This window comes from Cupriavidus sp. FW305-F7 (assembly GCF_058782875.1).
Map to the genome: position 1 here is coordinate 142,077 of NZ_JBYSYC010000002.1, position 22,714 is coordinate 164,790.

Consider the following 22,714-nt stretch of genomic DNA (forward strand, 5'->3'; position numbering starts at 1 on the left):
GGACCCCGCCATGTATCAGTACGACCAATATGACCAGCGCATCGTCGCCGAGCGCGTCGCCCAGTTCCGTGACCAGGTGCGCCGCCGCCTGTCCGACGAGCTGACCGAGGAAGAATTCCTGCCGCTGCGCCTGCAGAACGGCCTGTACATGCAGCGCCATGCCTACATGCTGCGCGTGGCGATTCCGTACGGCCTGCTGTCGTCGAAGCAGATGCGCAAGTTGGGCCATATCGCGCGCGAGTACGACCGCGGCTATGGCCACTTCTCCACGCGCCAGAACATCCAGTACAACTGGATGGAACTGGAGCGCGTGCCTGACGTGCTGGCCGAGCTGGCCAGCGTCGAGATGCACGCCATCCAGACCTCGGGCAACTGCGTGCGCAACATCACCACCGACCACTTCGCCGGCGTGGCGCCGGACGAGTCGGTGGACCCGCGCGTGCTGGCCGAGCTGCTGCGCCAGTGGAGCACCTTCCAGCCGGAATTCGCCTTCCTGCCGCGCAAATTCAAGATCGCCATCTCGGCCTCGGCCAATGACCGCGCCGTGGTGCAGATGCACGATATCGGCATCTACGCCTACAAGAACGCCGAAGGCGAAACGCGCCTGCGCATCCTGGCCGGCGGCGGCCTGGGCCGCACGCCGATCCTGGGCACGATCATCAAGGACGACCTGCCGTGGCAGCACATGCTGTCCTACGTTGAGTCGGCCATCCGCGTGTACAACCGCTATGGCCGCCGCGACAACAAGTACAAGGCGCGCATCAAGATCCTGGTGAAGGCCATCGGCGCGGACAAGTTCGCGCAGGAAGTCGAGGAAGAGTGGCAGCACAGCAAGGACGGCCCGGCCACGCTGACGCAGGCCGAGTTCGACCGCGTGGCGCAGTACTTCACGCCGCCCGCCTATGAAAAGCTTGCCGACACCGACGCTTCGTACGAGAACCATCTGCTGGAAGACAAGGCCTTTGCGCGCTGGGTCAGCCGCAACGTGCACGGCCACAAGGTGCCGGGCTACGCCGCGGTGACGCTGTCGACCAAGCCGGGCGTGGCCTCGCCCCCGGGGGACGCCACCGACGCGCAGATCGAAGCCGTGGCCGACCTGGCTGACCAGTTCGGCTTCGGCGAGCTGCGCGTGGCGCACGAGCAGAACCTGATCCTGCCGGACGTGAAGAAGCAGGACCTGTACGCGCTGTGGCAACTGGCCAAGAAGGCCGGCCTCGCCACCCCGAATATCGGCCTGCTGACCGATATCATCGCCTGCCCGGGCGGCGATTTCTGCTCGCTGGCCAACGCCAAGTCGATCCCCATCGCGCAGGCGATCCAGGACCGCTTCGACGACCTCGACTACGTCTATGACCTGGGCGAGATCTCGCTGAACATTTCGGGCTGCATCAACGCCTGCGGCCACCACCACGTCGGCAATATCGGCGTGCTGGGCGTCGACAAGGATGGTTCGGAGTGGTACCAGGTCACGCTGGGCGGCGCCCAGGGCAACCAGACAGCGCTGGGCAAGGTGATCGGCCCGTCGTTCAGCGCCGAGGAAATGCCCGAGGTGGTGAGCCGCATCATCGACACCTTCGTGGCCAACCGCATCGAAGACGAACGCTTTATCGAAACCCTGTCCCGCATCGGCATCGCCCCGTTCAAGGAGCGCGTTTATGCCGACAAGCAGCCGCGCGAGCGCGCTGAAGCCTGAGGACCGGAGACTGAACATGGCAAAGATCATTCAACTGCAACAGGACGGCGCTACCGTCGCCCCCGTCATCGTCGATGACGCCTGGACCGTGCTGCGCGGCACCGCCGAGCAGCCGCTGACCGACGAGCAGATCGCCGCGGCCGTGCAAAGCCAGGACGCGGTGCTGTTCCCGCTGTCGGTGTTCAAGGCCAACGAAGCGCTGCTGGCCGGCCGCGATGCGGCCCGCACCGGCGTGTGGCTGGCCCCGGAAGACGAGCCGGGCGATGCCGAGGCATACTTCGCGCGCGTGGCGCTGGTGGCGGTGGACTTCCCGGTGTTCCGCGATGGCCGCGGCTTTTCCACGGCCTACCTGCTGCGCACCCGCTACCACTGGAAGGGCCAGCTGCGCGCCATCGGCGACGTGCTGCGCGACCAGCTCAACTTCATGAAGCGCTGCGGCTTCGACGCCTTCGCGGTACGCGCCGACAAGAACATCGACGACGCCGTCAAGGGCTTCACCGAGTTCACCGTGACCTACCAGGCTTCGGTGGATGAGCCGCTGCCGCTGTTCCGCCGCGCGCGGGCAGAGGTTGGCGCGCAACCGAAGGAAGCGGCATGAGCACGGTGCTGAGCGACATCGCCGTGGTCGACGCCGGTGCGGCGTCGGCGCTGCGTCCGCCCGCGCTGTGGGTTGCGCCGGAATACACCGGCAGCATCGCAGCGCTGGAGCAGAAGGAGCGCGAGCTGGGCGAGCGCCTGGCGGGCATCGCGGCACGCTTCTTTCGCGCGCGCTTTGCCTCGAGCCTGGCGGCCGAGGACATGGTGCTGACCGACGCGATCCTGCGCGGCACCGAAGCCGTGCGCGCCGGCATCCGCGTGTTCACGCTGCAGACCGGGCGCCTGCACGCCGAGACGCTGGCGGTGCTTGACAAGGTGCAGTCGCACTACGGCTACAGCATCGAGCAGTTCACGCCGGACGCCGAGGCCGTCGAGAACTACCTGAAGAAGAATGGCCTGAACGGCTTCTACGACAGCATCGACCTGCGCAAGGAATGCTGCGGCATCCGCAAGGTCGAGCCGCTCAACCGCGCGCTGTCGCACGCCGACGCCTGGATGACCGGCCAGCGCCGCGAGCAGGCCGTGACGCGCGCCGAGCTGCCGTTCGAGGAAATGGACGAGGCCCGCGGCATCCCCAAATTCAACCCGCTGGCGGACTGGAGCGAGGCCGAAGTGTGGGCCTACCTGAGGCGCCACAACGTGCCCATCAACGACCTGCACGCCAAGGGCTACCCGAGCATCGGCTGCGAGCCGTGTACGCGTGCCGTGCGCGCGGGCGAGGATGTCCGTGCGGGACGTTGGTGGTGGGAGAGCAAGGACTCGAAAGAGTGCGGGCTCCACGAACAGAACATCAAGCATTGAGGCCGGACGAAATGGGCATCATGAACGACATCGCAGAAGCCACCAGCAGCGTGGCGCACCTGTTGCAGGTACAGAACGACCATCTCGACCGGCTCGAAGCCGAGTCGATCTACATCATCCGCGAGGTGGTGGCCGAGTGCCGCAACCCGGCGCTGCTGTTCTCGGGCGGCAAGGACTCGATCGTGATGCTGCACCTGGCGCTGAAGGCCTTCCGCCTGGGCGACCGCAAGATCGAGCTGCCGTTCCCGCTGGTGCATATCGACACCGGCCACAACTATCCGGAAGTGATCGCCTTCCGCGACCAGCGCGTGGCTGAGCTGGGCGCGCGCCTGGTGGTGGGCCATGTCGAGGACTCGATCAAGCGCGGAACCGTGCGCCTGCGCAAGGAAACCGATTCGCGCAACGCGGCCCAGGCCGTGACGCTGCTGGAAACCATCGGCGAGCACCAGTTCGACGCGCTGATGGGCGGCGCACGCCGCGACGAAGAGAAGGCCCGCGCGAAGGAGCGCATCTTCTCGTTCCGCGACGAGTTCGGCCAGTGGGACCCCAAGGCCCAGCGCCCCGAGCTGTGGAGCCTGTACAACGCCCGCATGGCGCAGGGCGAGCAGATGCGCGTGTTCCCGATCTCGAACTGGACCGAGCTGGACGTGTGGCAGTACATCGCCCGCGAAAAGCTGGCGCTGCCGCCGATCTACTATTCGCACCAGCGCGAAGTGGTGCGCAAGAACGGCCTGCTGGTGCCGGTCACGCCGATCACGCCCAAGCAGGACGGCGACGTCAGCGAAGTGCTGTCGGTGCGCTTCCGTACCGTCGGCGACATCAGTTGCACCTGCCCGGTGGCCAGCGTTGCCGATTCGCCGGAAGCGATCATCGCCGAGACTGCGGTGACCGAGATCACCGAGCGCGGCGCCACCCGCATGGACGACCAGACCAGCGAAGCCTCGATGGAACGCCGGAAGAAAGAAGGCTACTTCTGATCCCGGACGCAGCAAAGGAATTCAACATGACTCACCAAGCAACTCATCAAGGCCTGCTGCGCTTCATCACCGCCGGCTCCGTCGACGACGGCAAGAGCACGCTGATCGGCCGCCTGCTGTATGACAGCAAGGCCGTGCTGTCCGATCAGCTGACCGCGCTGGCCAACGCCAAGAACAAGCGCACCGCCGGCGAGCAGATCGACTTCTCGCTGCTGACCGACGGCCTGGAAGCCGAGCGCGAGCAGGGCATCACCATCGACGTGGCTTACCGCTACTTCTCGACCGCGCGCCGCAAGTTCATCATCGCGGATACCCCGGGCCACGAGCAGTACACCCGCAACATGGTCACCGGCGCCTCGACCGCGGACGCGGCCATCGTGCTGGTCGATGCCACCCGCGTCACCGTCACCAACGGCCGCGCCGAGCTGCTGGCGCAGACCAAGCGCCACTCGGCGATCCTGAAGCTGCTTGAGATCCGGCACGTGATCGTCGCCATCAACAAGATGGACCTGGTCGACTACAGCGAACAGCGCTTCAACGAGATCCGCACCGCCTACACCGAACTGGCCGAGCAACTGGGCCTGAAGGACGTGCGCTACGTGCCGGTGTCGGCGCTGCGCGGCGACAACATCGTGCACGAGAGCGATGCCATGGCCTGGTACCAGGGCGAGCCGCTGCTGCCGCTGCTGGAAGAACTGCCGGTGGAAGAGGCCGCGCCCGAGGATGACGCCGCGCTGCGCTTCCCGGTGCAGCTGGTGATCCGCCAGGACGGTTCGCAGTCGGACGACTTCCGCGGCTATGCCGGCCGCATCGAAGCCGGCACCGTGCGCGTGGGCCAGAAGCTGCGCGTGCTGCCCGCCAACCGCGAGGCCGTGGTGGCCGAAGTGCTGACGCCCAACGGCGCCGCCGAATCCGCCAATGTCGGCGACACGGTCACCGTGCGCCTGTCCGAGGACGTCGATGTATCACGCGGTGACATGTTCGTCGCCGCCGATGCCGCCACCGCGCCGGCCAAGAAGCTGCAAGCCGACCTGTGCTGGTTCGACGACGAATCGCTGAACCCGGCGCGCAAGTACGTGCTCAAGCACACCACGGCCAGCGTGTTCGCGCGCGTGTCGGCGGTGGACCGCGTGCTGGACGTGCATACGCTGTCGCACGAGACCGGCCGCCACGATATCCGCCTGAACGACATCGGTTCGGTGCAGATCTCGCTGCAGAAGCCGATCGTGTGCGATGCCTATGGCGACAACCCGGCAACGGGCGCCTTCGTGCTGATCGACGAAGCGACCAACCACACGGTGGCCGCGGGCATGATCCGTGCGTTCTCCTGATCGGTAACGACAGGAAAGGGACCGGAGATGAACAAGCAGGCGCAGAAGACTTACGGCAAGGTGTTCCTCATCGGGGCAGGCCCCGGTGCGGCAGACCTCATTACGGTGCGTGGTGCACGGCTTTTGGGCGAAGCCCAGGTGGTGCTGCATGATGCACTGGTGTCGCCGGAGATGCTGGCCTGGTGTCCGCAGGCCGAGCTGGTAGAGGTGGGCAAGCGCTGCGGTCAGCGTTCCACCGCGCAGCTGTTCATCAACCGCCAGATCGTCGACCTGGCCAGCAAGTACGAGCGCGTGGTGCGCCTGAAGGGCGGCGACCCGATGCTGTTCGGCCGCGCCGACGAGGAACTGCAGGCGCTGGAAGCCGCCGGCATCGAGTATGAAGTGGTGCCGGGCATCACGGCGGCGCTGGCGGCCGCTTCGGCGATCGGCAAGCCGCTGACCAAGCGGGGTGTGTCGCGCAGCGTGGCCTTTGCCACGCAGGCGAAGGCTGCGGATGGTGACGGCTCGGCCGATATCGAAGCCGCGGTCAAGGCCGATACGCTGGTCTACTACATGGGCCGCGACCAGGCGGCGTCGATTGCCGCGCAGCTGATCGCGCATGGCAAGCCGGCGTCCACGCCGGCGTGGGTGGTGGAAGCCGCCAGCACGCCGCGGCAGCGTAGTCGTGAGTTCACGTTGGGCCGGATGGCAGCGGGCGAGGCCGCGGCCTGGATCGATCCGGTGCAGCCGAGCCTGCTGATGATCGGGGCGGCGCTGGCTGCGCGGGCTACCGAAACGCCGCGCGAAGGCGTGGACGATACCGTCGTGCAGGCGCCGCGCGCTGCCTGACCGCGCTCCGCGCCACTAGAAAAAAAGCCCTGTACCGGCATGCCGGTACAGGGCTTTTGTCATCGGGGACCACGTTTCTGCTCAGGGCTGGCCGCTTGCCGGCATTGAGGCAACGCAGTACGCCGCCATCGCATCCAGCACCGCATCGGCCTCGCCTGCTGCCGTCGCGCAATGGATACGCAGCCCGGGATGCGTTTGCCGGCATTGGTCGAGCAAGGCCGGCAGGTCGCGCCGCAGGTGGCCGCCCTGGCCCAGGAACACCGGCACCACGGTGGCGTCGGACACGCCGCGCGCTGCCAGGTCGGCGAGCGCGTCGGGCAGCGCGGGCGTCATCAGTTCCAGGAACGCCAGCCGCACCTCGCACCCGGGCAGGGCAGCGGCCACCTTCTGCTGCAGGCGGTCGAACGGCTCGCGCCAGCGTGCATCGCGCGCGCCATGCGCAAACAGGACCAAGGCCCGGGTGGGTGCGGTCATGGCAGCCTGCTCCTCAGTGCCGATCCACCCACCGCAGCGCCAGCAGCGCCACCATCAGGTAGAGCGTGCCTGGCACCAGCGCTGAGATAATCGGCGGCCACGTATGCAGCAGCCCCACGTGCGAGAACAGCGTGTTCGACAAGTGGAACGACAGCCCCAGCATGATGCCCCCGAACACCTTCACGCCGACAGCGCCGGCACGCGCGTGCAGGTAGGCGAAGGGCAGGGCCAGCGCCACCATCACAAACAGCGTCAGCGGGTAGATCACCTTCTTCCAGAAGGCGATCTCATAGCGCTGCGTATCCTGCTTGTTGTCGCGCAGGTGGCGGATATAGCGGAACAGGTCCAGCGTCGACATCCGCTCCGGCGTCACCAGCAGCACCGACAGGATCTGCGGCGTCAGCTCGGAATGCATGGTCACGCGCGGGAACTTGATCTGCTCGGCGCGGAAGTCCGGGGCCAGCGCATCGCGTGCCGGCTTCGCCCCCTGTGCCGCGGGCGCCAGCTCGATGAAGCGGGTCTCGTTGACGCCCTGCAGTTCCCACAACTGGCCACCCTGGTAGCGCCCCTCCTCCGCCACGCGGATCACGCGCAGGCGGTATTGCGGGTCGAACTCGTACATGGTGATGCCGGTGATGGTCTGGTCCGGCCGCAACCCCGCCACGTTGACGAAGCGGGTGATCTCGCCGCCGCCGGTGGCGGCATCCTTGTCGCGGTCCTTGACCCAGACGCCCGAACGGAAGCCCGCCGACACGGTTGCGCCGATTGCCTCGAGCTTAATCTTCTGCGCGTACTGCTCGGCGCGGGGGCCGATGAACTCGCCGAAGATAAAGGTCACGATGGCCAGCGGCACCGCCAGCTTGAACAGCGAGAACAGCGCCTGGCGCGTGTTCAGGCCGGCTACGCGGAAGATGGTGTACTCGGACTGGCTGGCCAGCTGCGAGAACACGTAGATCGCGCTGATCAGTACGGCGATCGGCAGCACCTCATACACCCGCGTGGGCGCCTGCAGCAGGACGTGGAACAGCGCGATCAGCGAGGTGTACTGGTTGGTGACGCTCTCCAGCTCGTTGAGCATGTCGAAGAACACGAACAGCGACAGCACCGCGAACAGGATAAAGGCGAACACACCATAGACCAGCCGGCCGAAGTAGCGTTCATAAACACGCAGGATCCTCATGCCCGGCCTCCGGTGGCCGCGGCATCGCGCCTGCGCAGGCCGAACACGGCGCGCCAGCCGCCCAGGCTGCGGTTCTGGCGGTAGCGGAACAGCAGTAGCGCCCCCACGAACACCACCAGGTGGATCGGCCACCACGCCAGCCAGAACGGGATCGCACCCGAGCGCACCCAGGACTGCGACAGGTTGATCAGGTTGCTGTAGGTCAGGTAGATCAGCACCGCGAACACCAGCGGCGTGTAGCGGCCCAGGCGCGGGTTCACGTAGGCCAGCGGGATCGCGATCATGACGAAGTTGAAGGCCAGGATCGGCAGCGAGATGCGCCATACCAGCTCGCCCAGGTTTTCACGCGTGGGGTTGCGGATCAGGTCGATGGTGTCGCGGCTCTTGGGCGGCTGGTCGGCCTCGGACTCGGGCGGCTTGTTGTCCACCTTGACCGCATAGCGTCCAAATTCAACGATGCGGTAGTCGATCTGGCCGGGCGTGCCCGAGTAGCGGCGGCCGTTTTCCATCACCACCAGGCGGTCGCCGTTGGGCATGGTCTCGAACTTGCCCTGGTGCGCCAGCGCCACGCCGATCTTGTCGGCCTCGGAGTTGGCGACAAAGACATTGCGCGCATACTTCATGTCGGCATCCATGCCCTCGATGAACAGCACGTAGTTGGCCTTGGCCGGCTCGATAAAGCGCCCCGCGGCAATCATCGACATCACGCCGCGCTGCTCGAAGCGGTCGCGGAACAGCGCGCTCTGCTGGTTGGCCCAGGGCCAGGCAAACATGCCCAGCAGCAGCGCCAGCACGACGAAGGGTGCGGCGAACTGCAGCACCGGCTTGACCAGGTCGCGCAGCGAGATGCCGGCCGAGAACCACACCACCATCTCCGAGTCCTTGTACCAGCGCGTCAGCACGATCAGGGTGGAGATGAAGAGCGTGGCCGACAGCAGGATCGACAGGTAGCCGATGGTGGCCAGGCCGATCAGCATCAGCACGTCGTTGGGGCTGGCCTTGCCGTTGGCGGCCATCCCCAGGATGCGGATCACGAGCGATGTGAGCATGAAGGTCAGCATCACCAGGAACACCGCCCCGGCGGTGTAGGCAAGCTCGCGTCGCAGGGCTTGTTGAAGGATCATGCGGGTTCGGTTCCGGGCTGCCGGCCGGAGCGGGCGATGTGCCGTGCGAGGTGCCTGGCAGAACAGCTGGCTGGTAGCACTACAAGCTGTCAGCGTGGCCGGGGCGTATCAGCGGCGGCAGGTCGCGGGATAAAAATCGCGGATAATGGAGGCTTTCGTGTCTAACGAGCCCCTGGAAGGAAGCGCGATGGAATTTAGCACAAAAGCCTTGGATTGGAGCAAAGCCGGCCAAAATGGTTTCCTGGCGACCAAGACCGACTGCCTGGTGGTCGGCCTGTTCGAAGGCCAGAACCTGGCCGGAGTGGCCAAGGCACTGGATGTGGCCACCAAGGGCTTGGTGGGGCGGCTGGTCAAGCAGGGCGACTTCGAGGGCAAGCGCGGCACCCAGCTGATGCTGCATGAGGTGGCCGGCGTGGGCGCCGCGCGCGTGCTGCTGGTGGGCCTGGGCAAGGAAGCCGATTTCAGCGACAAGGCCTTTGCCGACGCGGTCCGCACCGCTGTGCGTGCCTTGTCGTCCACGCGTGCCGCCTCGGCCCTGTGGTGCCTGGCGCAACAGGCGCCGCAGCAGCGCGATGTCGCCTGGGGCGTGATTACCACCATCACGCTGGTGCGCGAAGCCGGCTATCGCCTGCTGGAGCGCCATCCGGGCCTGAAGCGCGCCAATGCCAACGGCAAGCCCAACGGCAACGACAAGTCGTCGCTGCGCAAGGTCGTGATCGCGGTCGACAGCGGCGATGCCCGCGCCGCCACCCAGGCCGTGGTGCGCGGCACCGCCATCGCCAACGGCATGGAGCTGACGCGCGACCTGGGCAACCTGCCGTCCAATATCTGCACGCCGACCTACCTGGCCAATACCGCCCGCGGCATTGCCAAGCGCCACAAGCTCAAGGCCGAGGTGCTGGGCCGCAAGCAGATCGAGGCCCTGAACATGGGGGCCTTCCTGGCCGTGACCAAGGGCAGCGAAGAGCCGCCGCAGTTCATCGTGCTGCGCTACGACGGCGCCGGTGCCAAGCAGGCCCCGGTGGTGCTGGTGGGCAAGGGCATCACCTTCGATACCGGCGGCATCTCGCTCAAGCCGGGCGAGGGCATGGACGAGATGAAGTACGACATGTGCGGCGCCGCCTCGGTGCTGGGCACGATCCAGGCCGTGGCCGAGATGGGCCTGAAGCTCAACGTCATCGCCGTGGTGCCGACCTGCGAGAACATGCCCAGCGGCATCGCCACCAAGCCGGGCGACGTGGTCACCAGCATGTCCGGCCAGACCATCGAGATCCTGAACACCGACGCCGAAGGCCGCCTGATCCTGTGCGACGCGCTGACCTACGTAGAGCGCTTCAAGCCGGCCGCGGTGATCGACGTGGCCACGCTGACGGGTGCCTGCATCATCGCGCTCGGCCATGTCAACAGCGGCCTGTACGCGCGCTCCGACGCGCTTGCCGATGCCCTGCTGCAAGCCGGCCGCCGCGCCATGGACACCGCCTGGCGCATGCCGCTGGACGACGAGTACCAGGACCAGCTCAAGTCCAACTTTGCCGACATGGGCAATATCGGCGGCCGCCCGGCCGGCAGCGTGACGGCGGCGTGCTTCCTGTCGCGCTTTGCCGAGAAGTACGACTGGGCCCACCTGGACATCGCCGGCACCGCCTGGAAGAGCGGCGCGGCCAAGGGGGCCACCGGCCGCCCGGTGCCGCTGCTGGCGCAGTTCCTGATGGACCGCGCGGCCTGATGGCAGCGGCGGCAGGCAACAGAGGCAGCAAGGGTTCATGACGCGCATCGATTTCCACAGCAACGTGCCGGACGTGCTCGGCTATGTCTGCCGGCTGGTCCGCAAGGCCTACGGCGCCGGGCAGAAGGTGGTGATCCACGGGGCGCCGGCGCAGCTGGCGGACCTGGATGCGCGCCTGTGGACCTTCTCCGCGCTGGACTTCCTGCCGCATTGCGGGCTGGAAAGCGCCAATGCGGCGGTCACGCCGATCCTGCTGGCCGCCACCACCGAAGGCGTGCCGCACCACCAGCTGCTGATCAACCTGGCCGACCAGGCCCCGGCGCAGTTTGCCAGCTTTGAACGCCTGATCGAGGTGGTGGGCGCGGGCGAGGCCGCGCGCGAGGCCGGCCGCCAGCGCTACCGTTTCTACCGCGAACGCGGCTATCCGCTGACGCACCACGACATCGGCCAGCCCAAGGGAGACGCCGCATGAGCGAACGCACCACCTCGCGGGTGATCCCGCGGCTCGATCCGAACGACAGCATCCCGCTGCTGACCGAGGTGTTCGAACTGCCGGATGCAGGGACAGCAGCGCCAGCTGCCGCTGCGCAGGAGGGCGTGATCGATACCTTCGGCATGGCCGATTCGGGCCTGGTCATGCATGTCGGCGATACCGGCGACGCCGTGGCGGACGAGGGCGCCGCGCCGGCATCGGCGATGCCAGCCGATACCGGCGCCCCGGGCGAGGACGACCTGCGCGCCGTGCGCACCGAGTTGCTGACGCGCGTGATGATGCGCTTTCGCACCGAATGGCCGCAGGTCGTGGCGGCCCATACCGAAGCCACGCTGCAGTCGCGGCTGGCGCCGCTGACAGCGCAACTGGCCAGCGAGCTGACGCAGTCGCTGGAGGCGCGGCTGGTGGAATGGCTGGATGCGACGTTGGAGGAGATCGAGAAGACGCCGGGGGCGGATTAACGGCGGCTGAAGGGTTGGAGCAAACCGGCGGGGCTCGACAGACGTCGGCAAACAAAAAGCCTGCGATTGTTCGCAGGCTTTTTTGCATCAGCGCGGCTGAAAATCAATCCGTCACTGCACCCTTGCTCGCCGTCGACGCCAGCTTCGAGAACTTCGCCAGCACGCCGCGGGTATAGCGCGGTGCCGGCTGCTTCCAGTTGGCACGGCGCCTGGCCAGTTCTTCGTCCGGCACGTTCAGCTGCAGCAGCAGCTTGTGCGCGTCGATGGTGATCGAGTCGCCTTCCTGCACCAGCGCGATGGTGCCGCCCACATACGCTTCCGGCGCCACGTGGCCAACCACCATGCCCCAGGTACCGCCCGAGAAGCGCCCGTCGGTGATAAAGCCGACCGACTCGCCCAGGCCCTTGCCGATGATGGCCGAGGTCGGGGCCAGCATTTCCGGCATGCCGGGGCCGCCCTTGGGGCCGAGATAGCGCAGCACCAGGATGTCGCCGGCGTTGATCTTGTCGGCCAGGATGGCTTCCATCGCGCTTTGCTCGTCCTCGAACACGCGCGCCGGGCCGGTGATGACCGGGTTCTTCAGGCCGGTGATCTTGGCGACCGCGCCTTCTTCGGCCAGGTTGCCCTTCAGGATGGCCAGGTGGCCCTCCTTGTACAGCGCCTTCTCGATCGGCAGGATCACGTCCTGGTCGGCGCGCGGGGTGTCGGGCACGTTTTCCAGCTCCTCAGCCAGCGTGCGGCCGGTGATGGTCAGGCAGTCGCCATGCAGCATGCCGGCCTTGAGCAGGATCTTCATGACCTGCGGAATGCCGCCTGCCTTGTGCAGGTCGGTCGCCACGTACTGGCCGGACGGCTTCAGGTTGCAGATCACCGGCACCTTGCGGCGGATGCGCTCGAAGTCGTCGATGGTCCATTCCACTTCGGCGGCGTGGGCGATGGCCAGGTAGTGCAGCACGGCGTTGGTCGAGCCGCCGGTGGCCATGATCAGCGCCACGGCGTTCTCGATCGACTTGCGCGTGATGATGTCGCGCGGCTTGATGTCCTGCTTGACGGCTTCCACCAGCACGCGGGCCGACTCGGCGGCGCTGTCGACCTTTTCCTGGTCCGGGTTGGCCATGGTCGACGAATACAAGAGCGACATGCCCAGCGCTTCGAACGACGAGCTCATGGTATTGGCGGTGTACATGCCGCCGCACGACCCGGTCGACGGGCAGGCGTTCTTCTCCACGCCTTCGAAGTCTTCCTGGCTCATGCGCCCGGCGGTGAATTCGCCCACGGCCTCGAACGACGACACGATGGTCAGGTCCTTGCCTTTCCAGTTGCCCGGCTTGATGGTGCCGCCGTAGACGTAGATGCCCGGCACGTTGGTGCGCGCCAGCGCGATCATCCCGCCCGGCATGTTCTTGTCGCAGCCGCCGATCACGACCACGCCGTCCATCCACTGGCCCTGCGCGGCGGTCTCGATGCAGTCGGCGATGACTTCGCGCGAGATCAGCGAGTACTTCATGCCCTCGGTGCCCATCGACATGCCGTCCGAGATGGTCGGGGTGCCGAACACCTGCGGGTTGGCGCCGGACGCCTTGATGGCGTCGATGGCGGCATCGGCCAGGCGCTGCAGGCCGGCGTTGCAGGGGGTGATGGTCGAGTGGCCGTTGGCGATGCCCACCATCGGCTTGTCGAAGTCTTCCTTCTGGTAGCCGAGTGCGTAGTACATCGAACGGTTGGGCGAACGCGCCACGCCTTGCGTGATGTTCTGCGAGCGTTTGTTGAATGCCATGGTGGGGAATCTCCGGGGGGTCTTCAGTGCCGCTCCGCACCGCGCCCGAAGGCTGCACGAACGCATGGCGGCGATGTTGTGGGCCAAAGAATGACGCTTGCGTTTTGGAGTGTCAAATATATTATTTGACCTTTATTGAGTCGAAAAACATATCAGGAGGGCGTTTGGACCTGCGTCAGCTGCGTTACTTCGTCACAGTGGCGGAAGAGTTGCATTTCGGCCGCGCGGCAGGACGCCTGTCGATGACGCAGCCGCCCTTGTCGCAGCAGATCCAGGCGCTGGAAGAGGAAATCGGCGTGCAGCTGTTCGTGCGCACGCGGCGCTCGGTGGCGCTGACGCCGGCCGGCCAGCAGTGGCTGCCCGAGGTGCGGCGCGTGTTGGGCGACGCTGCGGCGCTGCCCGGGCTGGCGCAGCGGCTGGCGCGCGGCGAGGTGGGGTCGCTGTCGCTGGCCTTTGTCAGCACCGCCGACTACGGCATCCTGCCCGACCTGTTGCGGCGCTTTCGCGCCCGCCACCCGGAGGTGCAGCTGCAGCTGCGCGAGGCCACCAGCGACGTGCAGCTCGAAGCGTTGATGGAGGGCGCGATCGATGCCGGCCTGGTGATCCGCCCCCAGCTGCCGGCCATGCCGCACGGGCTGGCCTACCTGCCGCTGGTGAGCGAGCCGCTGGTGCTGGCCGTGCCCGACGGCTGGCGGCCGGCGGGCGGGATGCTGGCGGGCGACGGCACGGTCTCGCTGCGCGAGGCCGCCCATGAGCCGCTGATCATCTTCCCGCGCCGAAGCGCGCCGGCGTTTTATGACATCATTACGGGCTACTATGCGCGCGAGGGCCTGGTGCCCGTGATCGCGCAGGAAGCCATCCAGATGCAGACCATCGTCAGCCTGGTGTCGGCGGGCATGGGCGTGGCGCTGGTGCCGGCGTCGCTGTGCAACCTTCGCCGCACCGGGGTGTCGTACCTGGCGCTGCGCGAGACCGGCCCGCAGATCGAGACCGGGCTGGTCTGGCGCGACGGCGCGTCCGCCGGCGTGGCGCCGGTGCTGCGCTCGTTCATCGATATTGCGACCGCGCTCGCGCAAGAAGCGGGCGCAGCCGGGCCCGCCCCTCGCTGACACGTCACCAATGTCACCGAGGCCACTGACAATACGCAGGCCGCGGCCTATACAACCTCCATTCACGCCAACATGCTGATTCATCCCCAGTTTGACCCGGTTGCCATCCACCTTGGCCCGCTTGCCATCCGCTGGTACGGGCTGATGTACCTGGCCGGGTTCATCATGTTCCTGGGCTTCGGGCGCCTGCGCATCCGCCAGCCGCATATCGCGGCCAAGGGCTGGACCACGCGCGACCTGGACGACATGCTGTTCTTCGGCGTGCTGGGCGTGATCCTGGGCGGGAGGCTGGGCTATGTGCTGTTCTACAAGCCGTCGTACTACCTGGCCCATCCGCTCGAGATCCTCAAGGTGTGGGAAGGCGGCATGGCCTTCCATGGTGGCTTCCTTGGCGTGATCGTGGCGATGTGGCTGTTCGGCAAGCTGCGCCGGCGCCACTGGATGGAGGTGACCGACTTCATCGCGCCGATGATCCCCTGCGGGCTGGCCGCCGGGCGCATCGGCAACTTCATCAACGGCGAGCTGTGGGGCCGCGCCACCGACCTGCCGTGGGGCATGATCTTCCCGCAGGCGGGCGACAACATCCCGCGCCATCCGTCGCAGCTGTACCAGTTTGCCGGCGAGGGCGTGGCGCTGTTCATCATCCTGTGGCTGTTCGCGCGCAAGCCGCGGCCGATGGGCGCGGTGTCGGGGGTATTCCTGATCGGCTATGGTGCCTTCCGCTTTGCCGCGGAATTCGCGCGCGAGCCCGACAACTTCCTGGGCCTGCTGGCGCTGAAGCTGTCGATGGGCCAGTGGCTGAGCCTGCCGATGATCCTGGCCGGCATCGCCATGGTGGTCTGGGCCTACCGGCGCCAGCCCGGCGCCGGCGCATCGCAGCCGGCAGCCTGAGAACGGGTTCTAAGTTCCGGTCCGCGCTATTTGCCGGCGCGGCGCAAGGCGTCGATGCGCGCCTGGGTTTGCGGGTGGGTCGACATGAAGTCCTGGCTGCGTTCCGGCTCGGCGTCCGACGCCGCTCCGCGCCGGTGGTCCAGCCTGACCAGCACATCGGCCAGTGCCGCGGGCGGCAGGCCGTTGCGCTGCATGACCTCGATCGCAAAGGCATCGGCCTCGCGCTCGTGGTCGCGTGAATAGCGCAGCGTCAGGATCGCGGCCGGCACCCCGGCCAGCACCGTCGAGATATCCCCGAACAGGTAGGCCGACAGCGACGCCAGCGCCGACCCCTGTATCACCTGCTGCAAGCCGTGCCGGTTGGCGATATGGCCGGCTTCGTGGGCCAGCACGCCCATCATGCCGGCGCCGGTGCCGGCCAGGCTGACCAGCTCGTCGGTGACCACGATGGTGCCGCCCGGCAGCGCCAGCGCATTGGCGCCGATCTCGCCGCCCTGGCGGAACAGGATCTGGTAATCGTGGCCGGCATCGCGCGGCCGCTTCAGCGCCGCGAAGCCCGAGCGGATGCGTTGCTGCTCCGCGGGCGGCAGCTGCGTCGGCTTGACCATGCCGTTGTCCAGGCTCGCCAGCGTCAGCTTGCCGAGATGGGCCTCCACCTCGGGCGGCACCGCGCGCGCCAGCATGCCGGCGCCCCACGGCAGCAGCACGTAATAGCCCAGCACCAGCACCGCCACCAGTGCCGCCACGGCCAGGCCGGCCAGGCGCCAGCTGTTCTGCGCGCGCGCCACCAGGCTGTCGCGATGGCCGGTCGCGGCCAGCATGTGGTCGAAGGCGGCGTGGTCGGTGATCTCGCAGAAGGCGCCGTCGGCAAAGGTGACCAGCCGCGGCGCGCGGCGCACGCGCTCGGACACGCGCACGTCCGACAGCGGCGCGCGCCGCAGTTCGGCGCCGGAGTCGTCGCGCAGCACGGCCTGCTGCGCCTCAACGGCCAGCGTGGCCGGATGCGCGCGCGACGAGCGGCCGTCGAAGAAGGTGACAGGGATCATGGTGCGGGCCGGGTCAGCGCACGGCGCGCTCAGAGCGCGATGTCGATGTCGTACCAGTCTACCGCCGCATCGCCCAGTGCACCCACTTGCTGCGCCTCGCCGGCCACGAAGGTGTCGAGCGGGCCCGCCGCCAGCATGGTTACGCATTCGAGCCGGTAGCGCGCCGAACGCACCCGCGCGAACGGCAGGTACAGGCCCAGCGTCAGCGCGATGGCGATCAGGTTGGTGACGAAGATAAAGACCATGCGGCCGGCCCCCACCTCGCTGCGGAACGCATGCGGCGCCAGCGTGGTGTGGCTCCACACGACATTCTGCAAGCGCGCCATCACGTAAGGGCTGACGGCCAGCAGCGCCAGGTAGAAGCCGCCCACGCCGATGCTGAACGACAGCACCACGCCCGCCTTGCCCGACGCGGTCGCGCCCAGCGCGAATCCGGCCAGCGCCGCGGCCGCCACCAGCGCGACCATCATGCCGAAGGCACGCAGGTAAACGCCGTAGAAATCGCCCGCGCCGGCGTGGAAGGCAAACGGTGCGGTGCCGAAGCGGGTGTGGTTGTGCTGGTAGCGCTTGAAGCGCTGGTGCGCCAGCGGCCCCAGCAGGCCCAGCGTGGCCACCGCGGCCAGCGGCCACAGCACGAACACCTTGTAGGCCTCGGCATCGCCGCCGGTGAAGGCGAAGCGCAGGCCGCGGTAGCTGGAATTCGCCATGCGGAAACGCAACGAGCGCACCAGCAACAGGGGGAACACCGCCAGCAGCGCCACCAGCATCGCCAGTGCAAGGAAGGGCGAGACCGTCGAGGCGAGCTGGAAGGCGAACACCAGCGCGAACACGATGGCGCGGCCCTTCAGGATCGCGGACGGCTTGCCGTGGTAGTCAAAACTCGCGCCGTCGAGCCGCGTGTTGCGATAGAAATACTGCAGCGTGCGCACCTTGGCCCAGGCCGAATAGATGCCGAAGGTGACGATGGTCAGCAGCGCATTGACGATCCAGATACGGAAGTATTCCGAACCCGATCCGGTAAAGGACAGGCCCAGCGGGCGCGGCACGGCGTAGCGCGGCTCGGCAGGCACCGGCGCTTCGTTTGCCGGAGTGCCGGCCAGGGTGAAATCGCTGCCAGCTTGCATGGCGGGGCTCCAGTGTGTGTGGAAAGCGACAGTCAGGATTGCGGCCTTGACCGCAGTTTCAGGAATGCAACCACTTTAGATCGGGCATTTGCGGCGATGCGCTCACATTCTCGCACTGATAAATAGCGACCACGGCACAATCTGCATATGCCATTGCCGCCAGGCGGGCAGGCGTAAAAAAAAATGTGGGAAAACCCTCGTAACACTCTAGAAACATTCTGTTACACTAGACGTATTCTGTAACAACTTCCGAATGCGTGTTGCCAATGAAATCAGGGACTTAGTCCTGCTGGCACGTAAATCGCTATCTTGATTGTTACAAAGATGAGCGGCACGCCACAGCCGCCAACGGAAGTGCCAGGGAGGGAGTGACGGCTGACAGGCCGCACTTGCCGGCACTTCACGTACAGCCAGGGCGACGGGAAAATCCGCGCGTCAAGCGCGTTTCAAAAGGGGGGCGCAGGGCCAGCGCCGGCAATCCATGGACCCACGCGGTGGATACTTTTGAAAGTACCCGCCGACGATGAAAAGCAGTGCTGCAGTATTTTCAGGCGCGGGCGTTTCCTTGCAGGGAGGCATGGAAACGCCCGCCGCACCTCATACCGTACCCACGCCGCACCTCACAGACCGCACCTCGCCGGTCAACATCAGACACCAATCGCTCCGGCTTGTTTGCAGCGCAGCATCGAAATCCCTTGTATCGTTCGCGTCCTAATCCATAATTATGAATTATGGCTAACGGGGCGCATCTACCCTGACCGATGCCAGATCGTGGCCGGGACGCATCGGTCACGCCATCCGACCCTGGGGGAAGCATGCGCATCGTCCAGCAGGCGTTGTACCTGGAAGTGGCAGACCGGCTGCGCGCCATGATCGACGCGCATACGCTGGTGCCCGGCGCATGGATCGACGAGAGCGCGATGGCCGAAACGCTGGGCATCTCGCGCACGCCGCTGCGCGAGGCGCTCAAGGTGCTGGCCGCCGAAGGCCTGGTGCGGCTGGAGCCGCGCCGCGGCTGCTTCGTCAATGAACTGTCCGAGCAGGACCTGGACGAGATTTTCCCGCTGATGGCACTGCTGGAAGGGCGCTGCGCCTATGAGGCCGCGCGCAACGCGACCCGCGCCGACCTGGACGCGCTGGACGGCCTGCATGCCGACCTGGCGCGCTACGCGCAGGCGGGCGACATCGATGCCTATTACGAAACCAACTTCCAGATCCACGAATCGATCCAGCGGCTGGCCGGCAACCGCTGGCTGTCGGGCCTGATCAGCGACCTGCGCAAGGTGCTGCGGCTGTCGCGCCACAAAAGCCTGAAGCTGCCGGGCCGGATCCAGGAATCCTGCGCCGAGCACCTGTCCGTGTTCGCCGCGCTCAAGGCCCGCGACCCCGAAGGCGCCGAGGCGATGATGAAGACCCATCTGCTGCGCCAGCGCGCGGCGCTCAAGACGCTGGATGCCGGTGCCACCGCCGGGGCGGCAGAGACCCAGGCCGTGCGCGCGCCGCCGGTGCTGCGCGTGGCCGGCGGCGAAGAGTAGCCGCGGCCGCCACCCCAGTCCGATGTTTTTCCTACGTTCCGATCGATGCATCAAGGCAGGTACCGCATGAATTCCTTCGACACGGGTGACCAGAAGATCAGTGCGCCGCTGGGCGAAAGCGAGCCGGCAGGTTCCAAGTTCCTGTCGCGGCTGGGCCGCTGGTGGGGACGCAAGGGCGAGGGCGACGCCAAGGCCAGCGCCAAGGCCGCCGCCGCCACGCCGGCCGACGGCGAGGCGCCGCTGCCGCCGCGCGCGGTGCGCCGCCAGCGCGAGCAGCTGCGGCTTTGCTTCGACGCGCGCCTGACCGATGGCGCCGCCAATGCCGCCGCGCACGCGTGGCAGGCCGAGTATGAAGCCGCCGGCGAGGCCACCCGGCGCGGCATGCTGGCGGTGCTGGCCGAAGTCGCCAGCAGCAGCGGCGGCAAGGGCAGTGAAGACGCCGGGGCCGACGGCGACAAGGGCGCGCGCGCCGCCCGCGCGCAGGCCGGGCCTTCGGGCCTGGCCCAGGCCCTGTCCAATGCGCGCATCCGTTTCTTCAAGCGGCTGGCCGCGCTGCATGGCCAGCGCGGCAACAGCGCCTGCGGCCTGCACTTCCTGATCCAGCTGCGCGCCGACATGCTGCGCTGGCAGCGCCGCATGCCGGGCCTGCGCCCGCTTGACGAAGACCTCGAGGCGCTGTTCTCCAACTGGTTCGACGTGGGCCTGCTGGAGCTGCAGCCGATCACCTGGGATTCGCCGGCATCGCTGCTGGAGAAGCTGATCCGCTACGAGGCCGTGCATGAGATCGCCTCATGGACCGACCTGCGCAACCGCCTCGATTCCGACCGCCGCTGCTATGCGTTCTTCCACCCGCGCATCCCGCGCGAGCCGCTGATCTTTGTCGAGGTGGCATTCGCGCCGGAGATGGCGGCCAATGTCCATACATTGCTGGATGAGGCCGCGCCGCTGGAAGACCTGCGCCGCGTCAAGTGGGCCATCTTCTATTCGATCAGCAATACGCAGGCGGGCCTGCGCGGCGTGAGCTTCGGCAACTTCCTGCTCAAGCGCGTGATCGAGGAAGTCCAGCGTGAATTTCCAAAAGTGAATCAGTTCGCCACGCTCTCGCCGATCCCCGGGTTTGCCGACTGGCTGCGCAAGCAGGATGGCGATGCCATTGCGCGCGTGCTGGGCGACAAGCGCCTGGCGCGCTGGAGCGAGCGCCACGACAAGGCGCCCGCGGACGGCGCCGGGTGGCTGGAGGCGCTGGTGCCGGACGCCGCCGATACCGTGATCCGCGATACCGCCATGACCCTGGCCGCGCATTTCCTGGTGCGCGAACGCAACCAGTCGATGCCGGCCGACCCGGTGGCGCGCTTCCACCTGGGCAACGGGGCCTGCGTGGAGCGGCTGAACTGGGGCGCCGACCTGTCGCGCAAAGGCCGCAGCCAGAGCTGCGGCATGATGGTCAACTATCTTTACGTGCCCGAGGCGCTGGACGACAATCTGGCACGCCTGGGCGCCGGCAACCCGCGCATCAGCCGTAGCGTCGGGAAGCTGCTGTGACCCTGGTCCGGTCACGGCACAGGCCCTGGTACCCGCGGCGCCCGACGCGCCGCATTTCTTTGTCGGGACCCATGCAGTAACTTCGCGCCGCGGCGGTGTCGCGCGGCCATCAGATTGACTTTCCGCAGAAGAGAGAGGAGACAACCCATGAATCGTCGTCAGTTCAGCCTGGCCGCGTGCGCGCGCGCAACGGGCATGGCCCTGGGCCTGGCCGGCCTCGGCGCCGGCGCAATGCTCGCCGCACCCGCCGCGCATGCCGACACCTGGCCGTCCAAGCCCGTCACCGTGATCGTGCCGTTTCCCGCCGGCGGTGGCACCGACGCCTTTGCACGGCCGCTGACCGCGCAGTTGTCCAAGCAACTCGGCAAGCAGTTCGTGATCGACAACCGCGGCGGCGCCGGCGGCACGGTCGGCGCCAGCATTGCGGCCAAGGCCGCGCCGGACGGCTACACGGTGTTCATCGGCGGCGCGCACCACGCGATTGCGCCGTCGTTCTACAAGAAGCTGGACTACGACATCGAGAAGGACTTCATCCCGGTCACGGTGATCGCGCAGCCGCCGCAAGTGGTGGTGGTCAATCCCAACCGTGTCAAGGCCAACACGCTGCAGGAGCTGATTGCCTACGCCAAGGCCAATCCCGGCAAGCTGAACTACGGTTCGGCCGGCAACGGCTCGTCGCACCACCTGGCGGGCGAGCTGTTCAAGCTCCAGACCAAGACCTTCATCACCCACATCCCCTACAAGGGCGCGGGCCCGGCGCTGTCCGACCTGATCGCGGGCCAGGTCGACCTGATGTTCGACGGCCTGGGCTCGTCGGCGCAGCATATCCGCGCGGGCCGCATCAAGGCGCTGGCGGTGGCTTCGAGCAAGCGCTCGGCGGCGTTCCCCAACGTGCCGACCGCGGCCGAGGCGGGCGTGCCCAACTATGACGTGTCGACCTGGTATGCGTTGTGGGTGCCCAAGGGCACGCCCAAGGAGATCGTCGACCGCCTGTACGCAGAGACCGAGAAGGCGCTGAACACGCCTGAGCTCAAGCAGGTCTGGCTTAACAACGGCTCCGAGACGCCGGCGTTTACGCAGGAGCAGTTCGCGCAGTTCCTGCACGCCGAGATTCGCCGCTGGGCGCAGGTGGTGCAGCAGTCCGGCGCCAAGATCGACTGACGGGGCGCCATGTCAACGCTGATCCGATGCAAGGGGGCGCGGCGATGAGCGGCACCGTATTGTTTGCCACGCAGGGCACCACCGCCACCGTGACGCTGTCGCACGCGGGCAAGCTCAACGCCATTTCCGCGCAGATGTGGCGCGAGCTGGCCGAGGGCTTTGCGCGCCTGTCCGCCGATACTTCACTGCGCTGCGTGGTGGTGCGCGGTGCCGACGGCAACTTTGCCGCCGGCGCCGACATCGCCGAGTTCCCGGCAGAGCGCGCCGACGAGGCCGCGGTGCGCCACTATCACATGGCTACCATCGCGCCGGCACTGGCGGCGGTGGCGCAATGCACGCACCCCACCGTGGCGATGATTGAAGGCGTCTGCGTGGGCGGCGGGCTGGAAATCGCCAGCCACTGCGACCTGCGCATCGCCGCCTCGGACAGCCGCTTCGGCGTGCCGATCAACCGCCTGGGCTTCCCGATGGCGCCCGGCGAACTGCAGGGCCTGCTGGCGCTGGCGGGCCGCGCCGCCGCGCTGGAGATCCTGCTGGAAGGCCGGGTCTTCGACGCCGCCGAGGCGCGCGACAAAGGGCTGCTGACCCGCGTGGTCGAGCCCGGCGCGCTGGCCGCGGAGGTCGATGCCACGGTGCGCCGCATAGCCGCGGGCGCGCCCGTCGCCGCCCGCATCAACAAGGCCACCATCCGCCGGCTGGCGCCGCTGCCGGCACCGCTGTCGCCCGCCGAGCTGGACGCGCATTTTGCCTACGCCGCAGGCGCGGACCACGCGGAAGGGGTGGCCGCCTTCCTCGCGCGCCGGCCACCGCAGTTCCGTGGGGAGTAGGGCACGCCGCCATGACT

Annotated in this window: 21 protein-coding genes; 15 read left to right on the plus strand and 6 right to left on the minus strand. The window is 67.4% G+C overall.

Translation table 11 applies throughout. From position 1 onward, the window contains the following. Positions 1-10 precede the first annotated feature (10 nt). The 6 genes from AC3WL8_RS02445 to cobA are packed head-to-tail and all read left to right on the plus strand — an operon-like array spanning position 11 to position 6,227. On the plus strand, positions 11-1,693 hold the full coding sequence (locus AC3WL8_RS02445) for a nitrite/sulfite reductase (protein WP_013957832.1): 1,683 nt from the start codon (positions 11-13) through the stop codon (positions 1,691-1,693). A 16-nt stretch (positions 1,694-1,709) separates the two neighbouring features. After that, entirely contained in the window at positions 1,710-2,291 is a 582-nt protein-coding gene (locus tag AC3WL8_RS02450; protein ID WP_153953769.1) for a DUF934 domain-containing protein, read from the plus strand. Further along, complete coding sequence (locus AC3WL8_RS02455) at positions 2,288-3,091, plus strand: phosphoadenylyl-sulfate reductase (protein WP_211980195.1); 804 nt, start codon at positions 2,288-2,290, stop codon at positions 3,089-3,091. The genes AC3WL8_RS02450 and AC3WL8_RS02455 overlap by 4 nt, the downstream gene beginning before the upstream one ends. A gap of 11 nt (positions 3,092-3,102) precedes the next feature. Beyond that, a complete protein-coding gene (cysD, locus tag AC3WL8_RS02460) occupies positions 3,103-4,068 on the plus strand; it encodes a sulfate adenylyltransferase subunit CysD (RefSeq protein ID WP_013957829.1) in 966 nt (321 codons plus the stop codon). A 26-nt stretch (positions 4,069-4,094) separates the two neighbouring features. Beyond that, positions 4,095-5,399 (plus strand): sulfate adenylyltransferase subunit 1, encoded by a 1,305-nt coding sequence (locus tag AC3WL8_RS02465; protein ID WP_013957828.1) that lies wholly within the window; start codon positions 4,095-4,097, stop codon positions 5,397-5,399. Positions 5,400-5,426: 27 nt separating this feature from the next. Continuing rightward, positions 5,427-6,227 carry a uroporphyrinogen-III C-methyltransferase gene (gene cobA / locus AC3WL8_RS02470; RefSeq protein ID WP_013957827.1) on the plus strand — a complete coding sequence of 267 codons (801 nt, stop codon included), beginning with the start codon at positions 5,427-5,429 and terminating at the stop codon, positions 6,225-6,227. A gap of 81 nt (positions 6,228-6,308) precedes the next feature. On the opposite strand, the gene AC3WL8_RS02475 is transcribed toward cobA, so the two are convergent. Genes AC3WL8_RS02475 through lptF form a run of 3 tightly spaced genes read right to left on the minus strand, consistent with a single transcriptional unit; the run spans position 6,309 to position 9,005 of the window. Beyond that, positions 6,309-6,701 (minus strand): sirohydrochlorin chelatase, encoded by a 393-nt coding sequence (locus tag AC3WL8_RS02475; RefSeq protein ID WP_013957826.1) that lies wholly within the window; start codon positions 6,699-6,701, stop codon positions 6,309-6,311. A 13-nt stretch (positions 6,702-6,714) separates the two neighbouring features. Then, on the minus strand, positions 6,715-7,881 hold the full coding sequence (lptG, locus tag AC3WL8_RS02480; RefSeq protein WP_211980194.1) for an LPS export ABC transporter permease LptG: 1,167 nt from the start codon (positions 7,879-7,881) through the stop codon (positions 6,715-6,717). After that, positions 7,878-9,005: an LPS export ABC transporter permease LptF gene (gene lptF / locus AC3WL8_RS02485; protein WP_013957824.1), complete on the minus strand. Its 1,128-nt coding sequence runs from the start codon at positions 9,003-9,005 to the stop codon at positions 7,878-7,880. The genes lptG and lptF overlap by 4 nt, the downstream gene beginning before the upstream one ends. A 187-nt stretch (positions 9,006-9,192) precedes the next feature. Between lptF and AC3WL8_RS02490 the strand changes: the two genes are divergently transcribed. Genes AC3WL8_RS02490 through AC3WL8_RS02500 form a run of 3 tightly spaced genes read left to right on the plus strand, consistent with a single transcriptional unit; the run spans position 9,193 to position 11,685 of the window. Next, positions 9,193-10,731: a leucyl aminopeptidase gene (locus AC3WL8_RS02490; protein WP_013957823.1), complete on the plus strand. Its 1,539-nt coding sequence runs from the start codon at positions 9,193-9,195 to the stop codon at positions 10,729-10,731. A gap of 37 nt (positions 10,732-10,768) precedes the next feature. Then, positions 10,769-11,203, plus strand: coding sequence for a DNA polymerase III subunit chi (locus tag AC3WL8_RS02495; protein WP_211980192.1), 435 nt, complete (start codon positions 10,769-10,771; stop codon positions 11,201-11,203). Next, complete coding sequence (locus AC3WL8_RS02500) at positions 11,200-11,685, plus strand: hypothetical protein (protein WP_211980191.1); 486 nt, start codon at positions 11,200-11,202, stop codon at positions 11,683-11,685. The genes AC3WL8_RS02495 and AC3WL8_RS02500 overlap by 4 nt, the downstream gene beginning before the upstream one ends. 103 nt (positions 11,686-11,788) lie before the next feature. On the opposite strand, the gene ilvD is transcribed toward AC3WL8_RS02500, so the two are convergent. Further along, positions 11,789-13,462, minus strand: coding sequence for a dihydroxy-acid dehydratase (ilvD, locus tag AC3WL8_RS02505; protein ID WP_013957820.1), 1,674 nt, complete (start codon positions 13,460-13,462; stop codon positions 11,789-11,791). 164 nt (positions 13,463-13,626) lie between these two features. Between ilvD and AC3WL8_RS02510 the strand changes: the two genes are divergently transcribed. Together AC3WL8_RS02510 and lgt are read left to right on the plus strand one after the other, a co-directional pair. Continuing rightward, positions 13,627-14,571, plus strand: a complete 945-nt coding sequence (locus AC3WL8_RS02510) for a LysR family transcriptional regulator (protein WP_211980190.1) — start codon at positions 13,627-13,629, stop codon at positions 14,569-14,571. A gap of 72 nt (positions 14,572-14,643) precedes the next feature. Next, positions 14,644-15,462, plus strand: a complete 819-nt coding sequence (gene lgt / locus AC3WL8_RS02515) for a prolipoprotein diacylglyceryl transferase (protein WP_013957819.1) — start codon at positions 14,644-14,646, stop codon at positions 15,460-15,462. Between the two features lie 26 nt (positions 15,463-15,488). On the opposite strand, the gene AC3WL8_RS02520 is transcribed toward lgt, so the two are convergent. Both AC3WL8_RS02520 and AC3WL8_RS02525 read right to left on the minus strand, forming a co-directional pair. Then, a complete protein-coding gene (locus AC3WL8_RS02520; RefSeq protein ID WP_492377824.1) occupies positions 15,489-16,508 on the minus strand; it encodes a M48 family metallopeptidase in 1,020 nt (339 codons plus the stop codon). Positions 16,509-16,537: 29 nt separating this feature from the next. Continuing rightward, on the minus strand, positions 16,538-17,632 hold the full coding sequence (locus tag AC3WL8_RS02525; RefSeq protein WP_013957817.1) for a YjgN family protein: 1,095 nt from the start codon (positions 17,630-17,632) through the stop codon (positions 16,538-16,540). 815 nt (positions 17,633-18,447) lie between these two features. Between AC3WL8_RS02525 and AC3WL8_RS02530 the strand changes: the two genes are divergently transcribed. The 4 genes from AC3WL8_RS02530 (at position 18,448) to AC3WL8_RS02545 (ending at position 22,697) form a co-directional block, all read left to right on the plus strand. Continuing rightward, complete coding sequence (locus AC3WL8_RS02530) at positions 18,448-19,167, plus strand: GntR family transcriptional regulator (RefSeq protein WP_211980188.1); 720 nt, start codon at positions 18,448-18,450, stop codon at positions 19,165-19,167. A gap of 66 nt (positions 19,168-19,233) precedes the next feature. Then, positions 19,234-20,709, plus strand: coding sequence for a malonyl-CoA decarboxylase domain-containing protein (locus AC3WL8_RS02535; RefSeq protein ID WP_211980187.1), 1,476 nt, complete (start codon positions 19,234-19,236; stop codon positions 20,707-20,709). Positions 20,710-20,856: 147 nt separating this feature from the next. Next, positions 20,857-21,870 carry a Bug family tripartite tricarboxylate transporter substrate binding protein gene (locus AC3WL8_RS02540; protein ID WP_114132880.1) on the plus strand — a complete coding sequence of 338 codons (1,014 nt, stop codon included), beginning with the start codon at positions 20,857-20,859 and terminating at the stop codon, positions 21,868-21,870. A 44-nt stretch (positions 21,871-21,914) separates the two neighbouring features. After that, positions 21,915-22,697 (plus strand): enoyl-CoA hydratase/isomerase family protein, encoded by a 783-nt coding sequence (locus tag AC3WL8_RS02545; protein ID WP_211980186.1) that lies wholly within the window; start codon positions 21,915-21,917, stop codon positions 22,695-22,697. Positions 22,698-22,714: the final 17 nt, after the last annotated feature.